Genomic DNA, 7,883 nt, shown 5'->3' with positions numbered 1-7,883 from the left:
CCATCGCCCTCGGCACCGCACTCGCCGCCCTGCTCGTCCCCGCGCTGAGCGCCTGCGGAGGCTCGGGCACCGCCACCGGCGGCACGGCGGCCGCCCTCAAGTGGGCCACCTCCTACTTCCCCGCGCACTGGGACCCCGTGGTCTCGGGAAGTGGTGCGCAGTTTCGTGAACTCGCCCTCACCTACGCCTCGTTGACGAAGGTGGACGAGAAGGGCAACGCCGTCCCCGACCTCGCGAAGAGCTGGGAGTACAACGCGAAGGGCGACGAGGTCACCTTCCACCTCCGCCCGGGACTGCGGTTCAGCGACGGCGAACCGGTCGACGCGCGCGCCGTCAAGGCCGCGATCGAGCGCGCCAAGAAGCAGAAGAACTCCGCCCTCTTCGGCGACCTCACCTCGATCAGGTCCGTCACGGCGAACGGCCTCGACGCCGTGGTCCACCTCAGCCAGGTCGACCACCAGATACCCCAGCTCCTGGGCGAGCGCGTCCTCCAGATCGCGAGCCCGAAGGCCGCCGCGGACCCGGCGAAGCTCGACCAGCACCCCGTGGGCGCGGGCCCGTTCCTCGTCAAGCAGCTCATCCCCGGCACCAAGGCCGTCCTCGCGAAGAACCCGGACTACTGGGACGCGGAGCACATCCACATCGACACGGTCGAACTCGTCTCCGCGCCCGACCCCGCCACTGTCGTCTCCGGACTGCGCACCGGCGTCTACAACTTCGCCGACATCGAGCCGAGCCAGGCCAAGGCCGCCAAGCAGGCCGGGCTCGACGTCTTCGTCCAGCCGGGCTTCAACGCCTCGAACATCAGCCTCAACATCAACAAGGCGCCCTTCAAGGACCCGAAGGTCGTCGACGCGGTCCGCTACGCCGTGGACCGCCAGGAGTTCGTGGACAAGCTCACCTTCGGCTACGGAGAGACCACCGACCAGCCCTTCCCCAAGGGGTACGTGGCCTACGACCCCGCCTCCGCCAACGCCTGGCCGTACGACCCGGCAAAGGCGAAGAAGCTTCTCCAGGAGGCCGGTTACCCCGCCGGGAAGCTCAAGCTCGACCTCGTCATCCCCACCGAGGACCCGCAGGCCGAGATCGTGCAGTCGCAGCTCGCCAAGGTCGGCATCACCGTCCGCATCAAGATCGACAAGAACTGGGCGACGCCGTTCTTCGCGAAGGACCTCGCCTTCTCCCTCTACAGCACCACGGGCCGCGACTCCGCCCTCCAGACCCTCACCGCCCACTTCGGCCCCGACGGACCGCTCAACCTCAGCAGCCCCTACGAGCCCAAGGGCTTCGAGAAGGCCGCCGCGAAGGTGCGCGAGACCCCCATCGACGCGCCCGGCTACCCGAAGGCGCTGCGCGCGGCGACCCGCGCCGGGCTGGAGAGCCGCGCCCTCGTCTTCACCTACTCCGCGCCCAACCTCCTCGCCAAGAGCCCCACCGTCTCGGCCCTCCCGAAGAACCCGGCCCACCTCAACTGGACCGGCGTCACCATCGGCGCCGCCAAGTGAGCCACAACCCCCCGGAGAGGAGAGCCCGTTGACCGCCCTCGCACCACCGCCCCCGCTCACCGGCACCCCGTCCGGCACCCCCAAGTCCCGCCGCCGCGCGGGCCGCCCCCTCGCCGTCCTCGCCCGCACGGTCGCCGTCTTCGTCCCCGTCTTCCTCGTCGCCACCTTCGTCACCTTCGCGCTGCGGGCGCTCAGCGGCCTGAGCCCCGCCCGCATCCAGCTCGGTGAGCAGGCGAGCCCCGAGGCGATCGCCCGTGTCGAGGCGCAGTGGGGACTCGACCGGCCCTTCCTCGTCCAGTACGCGGACTGGTTCGGCGACGTCCTCCACGGGCAGCTCGGCACGAGCTGGACCAACGGCACCAGCGTCTCCACCCTCATCGGCCTCGGCCTCGGCGTGAGCCTCTCGGTCGCGGGGCTCGCCCTCCTCATCGGCGTCGTCGTGGGCCTCGCCCTCGGCACCCTCGCCGCCCTGCGGCGCGGCGGACCGCTCGACCGGGCCGTCACCGGCTTCGTCACCGTCATCTCGGTCATGCCGGCCTTCGTCGTCGGCATCGTCCTCGTCACGGTCCTCGCCGTCGGCCTCGGCCTCTTCCCCTCCGCCGGATACGTGCCGCCCGGGCAGGGGCTCGGCCCCTGGCTCGCCCACATCACGCTCCCGGCCCTCGCGCTGAGCTGCGACGTCATCGCCGACGTGGCCCGCCAGCTGCGCGGCGGCCTCATCGCCGCGTACCGCGAGAACTACGTGCTCGGCGCCGTCGTCCGCGGCCTGAGCCCCCGCCGGATCTTCTTCCGGCACGTCCTGCGCAACGGCGTCGGCCCCGCCCTCGCCACCCTCGGCCTCAAGTTCCCCGCCCTCGTGGGCGCCTCGGTCGTCACCGAGTGGATCTTCGGCCTCCAGGGCTTCGGGCGCTTCGCCAACGACTCCGCGCAGGCCGGGGACGTCCCCGCCGTCCAGGGCGTCCTCGTCGTCTCGATCGTCCTCGTCGTCGGCTTCAACCTGCTCGTCAACCTCGTGCTCGGCCGCCTCGTCCCGGCCGCCGGACGGGGGGTGTGACCGTGCTCCGCCGCCTGCTCCGCCTCCGTACCGGCCGCCTCGCCCTCGCGCTCCTCGCCGTGATCGCGCTCCTCGCCGTCCTCGGCCCCCTCCTCGCCCCGCGGGACCCGCTCGCGACGAGCCCGGACGCGCTCGCGGGGATCTCCGGCGCGCACCCGCTCGGCACCGACAACCTCGGCCGCGACGTGCTCAGCCGCCTCCTCGACGGCTCCCGGGTCAGCGTCGTCGGCGCCCTGGAGGTCGCGCTCACCGCGCTCGTCGTCGGCGCCGTACCGGGACTGCTCTCGGTCCACCTCGGCCGCGTCTTCGAGTGGTTCACGCTGCGCCTCGCCGACACCCTCGTCGCCCTGCCGTTCCTCCTCTTCGCCGTCGCCGTCATCGCGCTCCTCGGCAACGGCCTCACGCAGGCGATGCTCGTCACCGGCGTCCTCGTCTCGCCGCTCTTCTACCGCGTCGCCCGCGCCGCCACCCTCGGCATCGCCCGCTCCCCGTACGTCGAGGCCGCCCAGCTCGCGGGCGCCTCCACCGGCTGGATCGTGCGCCGCCACGTCCTCGCGAAGGCGCTCCCGCCGCTCGCCGTCGCCCTCGCGCAGACCGTCGGCACGGGCTTCGTCATCGTCTCCAGCCTCACCTTCCTCGGCATCGGCGTCGAACCCCCGCAGGCCACCTGGGGCGGCCTCCTCGCCACGGACCTCGGCTTCCTCGCCCAGCGCCCCTGGGCGCCCCTCGTACCGGCCCTCCTGATCACCCTCACCGTGTGGGCCTGCAACCTTCTCGCCGACGCCGTGCGCGACGTCTCCGGCGCCCCCGCGCCCGACGCCCCCCGCCCCCGTAGCGCCCAAGCTTCCGCAGGAGGTACGCGTTGAGCGCCCCGTCCCCCTCCCTGGCCCCCACACCACCCCGCACGCCGCCCGCCCCGCCCGTGCTCGCGCTCCACGACGTACGCGTCGGACGGCCCGGCGGCGACGACCTCGTCCACGGCGTGAGCCTCGCCCTCGCGCCCGGCGCGACCCTCGGCATCGTTGGCGAGTCCGGCAGCGGAAAGACCCTCACCTGCCGCGCCGCCCTCGGCGTCCTGCCCCCGCCCCTCGCCCTCACCGGCGGGCGCGTCGAGATCGACGGGACCGACACCGCGCGCCTGACCCCGCGCGAGTGGACCGCGCTGCGCGGCTCCACCCTCGGCGCGGTCTTCCAGGACCCCGCCTCCTACCTCAACCCCTCACTCTCCGTGGGCAGTCAGCTCACCGAGGTGCTGCGCGTCAAGCAGGGCCTCGGCCGTCGCGCCGCCCGCGAGCGCGCGACCGCGCTCCTCGCCCAGGTCCACCTGCGCGAACCCGCCCGGGTCCGCTCCCAGTACCCCCACGAGCTGTCCGGCGGGATGCTCCAGCGCGTCCTGATCGCCACCGCGCTAGCCGCCGGGCCGCGCGTGCTGATCGCCGACGAGGCGACGACCGCGCTCGACGTCACCGTGCAGGCCGAGATCCTCGACCTCCTCGCCGACCTCCGCGAAAAGAGCGGGCTCGCCCTCCTCGTCGTCTCGCACGACCTGGCCGTCGTCGCCCAGGTCTGCGCGGAGGTGCTCGTCATGCGCGACGGCGAAGTGGTCGAACAGGGCCCCACCGCCGAGGTGCTGCACCACCCCCGCCACCCGTACACACGCCTCCTCGTGCGGGAGCACGAGCAGTACGGACTCGACAGGTTCCTCGGCGACGACACCACCCGGGAGGACGCGTGAGCGCCGCACCCGTCCTGCGCCTGCGCGGGATCGACGTCCACTACGGCCGGGGGCGGGCCCGGCGCACCGCGCTGCGCGGCGTCGATCTCGACCTCGCCCCCGGCGAGACGGCCGGCCTCATCGGCGAGACGGGCTCCGGCAAGTCCACCCTGGCCCGCACCGTCCTCGGCCTCGTCCGCCCCACCTCCGGCAGCCTCCACGTCGCGGGCGAGGACGTCACCGCGTACGGCGCCCGCCAGTGGCGCGCGCTGCGCCGCCGCGGCCTCGTCTCCTACGTCTTCCAGGACCCCCTGCGCAGCCTCGACCCCGACCTCACCCTCGGCCACTCGCTCGCCGAACCCCTGCTCCTCCAGGGCATCCCCGGCAAGGAAGCGATCGCGCGCGCAAGGGAGTTCGCGCCCCGCGTGCACCTCGACCCGGACCTGCTCGACCGGCTGCCCGGCGAGGTCTCCGGAGGGCAGCGCCAACGCGCGGTCCTCGCCCGCGCCCTCGTCACCGAGCCGCGTCTCGTCCTCCTGGACGAACCGGTGAGCGCGCTCGACGCCGCCCACCGCGTGAAGATCCTCGACATCCTCAAGGACCTGCGCGGGCAGGGCGTCGCCCTCCTCTTCATCTCCCACGACCTCGGCTCCGTGGCCGGTACCGCCGACCGCATCGCCGTCCTCCACCACGGCGCGCTCGTCGAGGACGGCCCCGCCCGCCAGGTCGTCACCCGGCCCCAGCACCCCTACACCAGGCTGCTGCTCGCCTCCGCGCCCACCCTGCGCGGCGCGGGCGGCGACCGCGCCACCCGCGCCCGTCTGCGCGCGGCCCTCACCTCCTGACCCGCACGCCCCAAGACCCGCCCGCCACCGAGGAGTTCCCCCATGACCACCGCCCCCCGCCGCCTCCACCTCGCCCTGCACCCCTACGGCGTCGGCGGCCCCGGCCAGCACGGCCTGTGGAAGGACCCGCGCGTCGCCAAGAACGCGAGCATCGACATCAACTACTACATACGCCAGGCCCAGGCCGCCGAACACGCCCTCTTCGACGCCTTGTTCATCGTGGACAGCCAGTTCATCAACGCGACCTACCCCGCCCACTACCTCAACCGCCTCGAACCCCTCACCCTCCTCTCCGCCGTCGCCACGCACACCTCCCGCGTCGGCCTCGTCGGCACCGCGAGCAGCACCTACAACTCGCCCTTCAACCTCGCCCGCCGTTTCGCCTCCCTCGACCACATCAGCGGCGGACGCGCCGGCTGGAACGTCGTCACGAGCTTCGACACCGGCACCGCCCGCAACTTCGGCCTGGACGAACACCTCGACTACGCGACCCGCTACGGCCGGGCCCTGGAGTTCGTCCAGGTCGCGCGCGGGCTGTGGGACTCCTACGAGGACGGCGCCTTCCCCGCCGACGTCGCACGCGGCGTTTTCCTCGACCCCACGAAGCTCCACGCGCTCGACCACGAGGGCGAGCACTTCAAGGTCGCCGGACCGCTCAACCTCTCGCGCTCCCCGCAGGGCCAGCCCGTCATCTTCCAGGCCGGCGTCTCCGAGGAGGGCCGCGACCTCGCCGCCCGCGTCGCCGAGGGCATCTACGCGCCGGGCGGCACCCTCGCCCAGGCCCAGGAGTACTACGCCGACATCAAGCGCCGCACCGCCGCCCACGGCCGCGACCCCGAGCACATCAAGGTCTTCCTCCACGGCTCGCCCGTCGTCGCCGCCACCGACGCGGCCGCCCGCCGCCGCGAGCGCGAGATCCACGAGGAGGACAAGGACCTCGGCCGCAGCCTCGGCCTCCTCGGCCGCTCCTTCGGCGCGCACGACTTCTCGCGGTACGACCTCGACGCGCCCTTCCCCGACGTGGCCCACCTCGCCGAGAAGGGCGGGCGCACCACCGCCACCAAGATCATCGAGCGCGCCCGCGCCGGGAACCTCACCCTCCGCCAGGTCGCCGAGGGCCTCAACGCCTACCAGGAGGGCCCCTTCACCGGCGCCCCCGAGACCGTCGCCGACGCCCTCCAGCACTGGTTCGAGGCCGGGACGCTCGACGGCGTCAACCTCGCCTTCCGCACCGAGGAGGAGCTGAACCTGTTCGTGGACGGCGTCGTCCCGCTCCTCCAGAAGCGCGGCCTCTTCCGTACCGCCTACGAGGCCGACACCCTCCGGGGCCACCTCGGCCTCCCCGTCCCCGAGAACCGCCACACCGCCGCCCGCGCCTGAACACCCCCACGGGAGCACGCACATGAGTGAACCGCTCGACTTCCACACCCCCGAGGGCCTGCTCCGGCGCGGCACGGTGCTCGTCGTGCCCGGCCGGGGCGAGACCCCGCAGACGTACACGCGACTCGGCACCCGCCTGGCCTTCGACGCCTACCGCGTGCGTGTCATCGAGCCGCCGGGCGAGACGCTGACCGCCCGGGACGCCGCCGCCGCCCTCGCGGGCACCGCGTCCGGCGACGGCCCCGCCGCCCCCGTCGTCCTGCTCGGTGCCGACGCGGGCGCGGCGGCGCTCGCGGCGCTGTACGCGGACGGGGACGCCCCGGCCGCCGACGCCCTGATCCTCGCCGGGCTGCCCGCTCCCGTCGCGGGCGGCGCCGAGGCGGGAAGCTGGGACGACGAACTCGGCGTCCGTACCGCGTGCCCGACCCACCGGGGGCGGCTCACCGAGGACACGGGAGTACGGCGCGGCGCGCTCGCCGAGCCCGTACCGCCCGCGCTCCTCACCGCCGCCTATGCCGCCCGCCCCACCGTCCCCACCCTCCTGCTGAGCGGTGAGCTGGACCCGCTCGCCGACCACTCCGCGCTCGCCGCGCTGGCCAAGTCCCTGGACCGCGCGCGCCACGTCCTCGTGCGGGGTGCCCATCACGACGTCCTCAACGATCTCCAGCACCGCTCGGTGGCCGCCGAAGTCGTCGGCTTCCTGGAGACCTTGCGCGAACACCTCGTTCCGCGAGTCGCCGTCCAGTCCAGTACGTGGTGACCCGCGCACCCTTTCCACGGAAGGCACCGTCATGGCCCGTATCCTCTCCGTCTCCGGCAGCCCCTCCGCGACCTCCCGCACCGCCCGCCTCCTGCGCCACCTCGACGAGCACCTGCGTGCCCAGGGCCACGAGGTCACCGTCCTCGACGTCCGCGCCCTGCCCGCCGGGCCCCTTTTGGCCGCGGAGTTCGGCCATCCCGAGATCGTCCGCGCCGCCCGCGCCTTCGCGGAAGCGGACGGCGTCGTGATCGGGACGCCCGTCTACAAGGCCGCGTACTCCGGCCTGCTGAAGACCCTCCTGGACGTGCTGCCGCAGTACGCGCTGGCGGGAAAGACCGTTCTCCCCCTCGCCACCGGAGGCTCCACCGCCCATGTCCTGGCGCTCGACTACGCCTTGCGCCCGGTCCTGACCTCCATGGGCGCGGCCCACGTCGTCCCCGGCTGGTTCGTCGTCGACAAAGACCTCACGGTGAACCCGGACGGCACCCTCACGATCCCCGCCCCCACGGACGAGGCCCTCACCCAGGTCACCGACGCCTTCGCCCGCGCCCTGCACACGGCGTTCCCGGCGCCCGTCCCGGTGGGGTGAGGACGGGGGGCGGGCCCCCGGCCGACGGGGCCCGCC

8 protein-coding genes are annotated in these 7,883 nt (G+C 73.8%); all 8 read left to right on the top strand.

Features of this window, described 5'->3' with window-relative positions; all coding sequences use genetic code 11:
* Positions 1 to 2: 2 nt before the first annotated feature.
* The 8 genes from SSBG_RS05130 to ssuE are packed head-to-tail and all read left to right on the top strand — an operon-like array spanning position 3 to position 7,847.
* Positions 3 to 1,505 carry an ABC transporter substrate-binding protein gene (locus SSBG_RS05130; protein WP_078491216.1) on the top strand — a complete coding sequence of 501 codons (1,503 nt, stop codon included), beginning with the start codon at positions 3 to 5 and terminating at the stop codon, positions 1,503 to 1,505.
* 28 nt (positions 1,506 to 1,533) lie between these two features.
* Complete coding sequence (locus SSBG_RS05125) at positions 1,534 to 2,559, top strand: ABC transporter permease (protein ID WP_008745151.1); 1,026 nt, start codon at positions 1,534 to 1,536, stop codon at positions 2,557 to 2,559.
* Positions 2,560 to 2,561: 2 nt separating this feature from the next.
* On the top strand, positions 2,562 to 3,425 hold the full coding sequence (locus tag SSBG_RS05120) for an ABC transporter permease (RefSeq protein WP_037871126.1): 864 nt from the start codon (positions 2,562 to 2,564) through the stop codon (positions 3,423 to 3,425).
* Entirely contained in the window at positions 3,422 to 4,294 is an 873-nt protein-coding gene (locus tag SSBG_RS05115) for an ABC transporter ATP-binding protein (protein WP_037868984.1), read from the top strand. The genes SSBG_RS05120 and SSBG_RS05115 overlap by 4 nt, the downstream gene beginning before the upstream one ends.
* Complete coding sequence (locus tag SSBG_RS05110) at positions 4,291 to 5,118, top strand: ABC transporter ATP-binding protein (protein WP_037868982.1); 828 nt, start codon at positions 4,291 to 4,293, stop codon at positions 5,116 to 5,118. The genes SSBG_RS05115 and SSBG_RS05110 overlap by 4 nt, the downstream gene beginning before the upstream one ends.
* A 42-nt stretch (positions 5,119 to 5,160) precedes the next feature.
* Positions 5,161 to 6,498: an NtaA/DmoA family FMN-dependent monooxygenase gene (locus SSBG_RS05105; protein WP_008745149.1), complete on the top strand. Its 1,338-nt coding sequence runs from the start codon at positions 5,161 to 5,163 to the stop codon at positions 6,496 to 6,498.
* A 22-nt stretch (positions 6,499 to 6,520) separates the two neighbouring features.
* A complete protein-coding gene (locus SSBG_RS05100) occupies positions 6,521 to 7,258 on the top strand; it encodes an alpha/beta hydrolase (protein WP_008745148.1) in 738 nt (245 codons plus the stop codon).
* 31 nt (positions 7,259 to 7,289) lie between these two features.
* Complete coding sequence (ssuE, locus tag SSBG_RS05095) at positions 7,290 to 7,847, top strand: NADPH-dependent FMN reductase (RefSeq protein ID WP_008745147.1); 558 nt, start codon at positions 7,290 to 7,292, stop codon at positions 7,845 to 7,847.
* The last annotated feature ends 36 nt before the right edge of the window (positions 7,848 to 7,883 follow it).

Origin of the sequence: Streptomyces sp. SPB074 (genome assembly GCF_000154905.1) — a bacterium.
GTDB lineage: Bacteria > Actinomycetota > Actinomycetes > Streptomycetales > Streptomycetaceae > Streptomyces.
Note: the sequence above shows the minus strand (reverse complement) of the source record. Positions and strands in the feature narration are given on the sequence as shown.

What these genes read in the sequence shown, in the direction of transcription:
- SSBG_RS05105 (WP_008745149.1), top strand. Translation starts at nt 5,161, where the DNA reads ATGACCACCGCCCCCCGCCGCCTCCACCTCGCCCTGCACCCCTACGGC.
- SSBG_RS05100 (WP_008745148.1), top strand. Translation starts at nt 6,521, where the DNA reads ATGAGTGAACCGCTCGACTTCCACACCCCCGAGGGCCTGCTCCGGCGC.
- ssuE (WP_008745147.1), top strand. Translation starts at nt 7,290, where the DNA reads ATGGCCCGTATCCTCTCCGTCTCCGGCAGCCCCTCCGCGACCTCCCGC.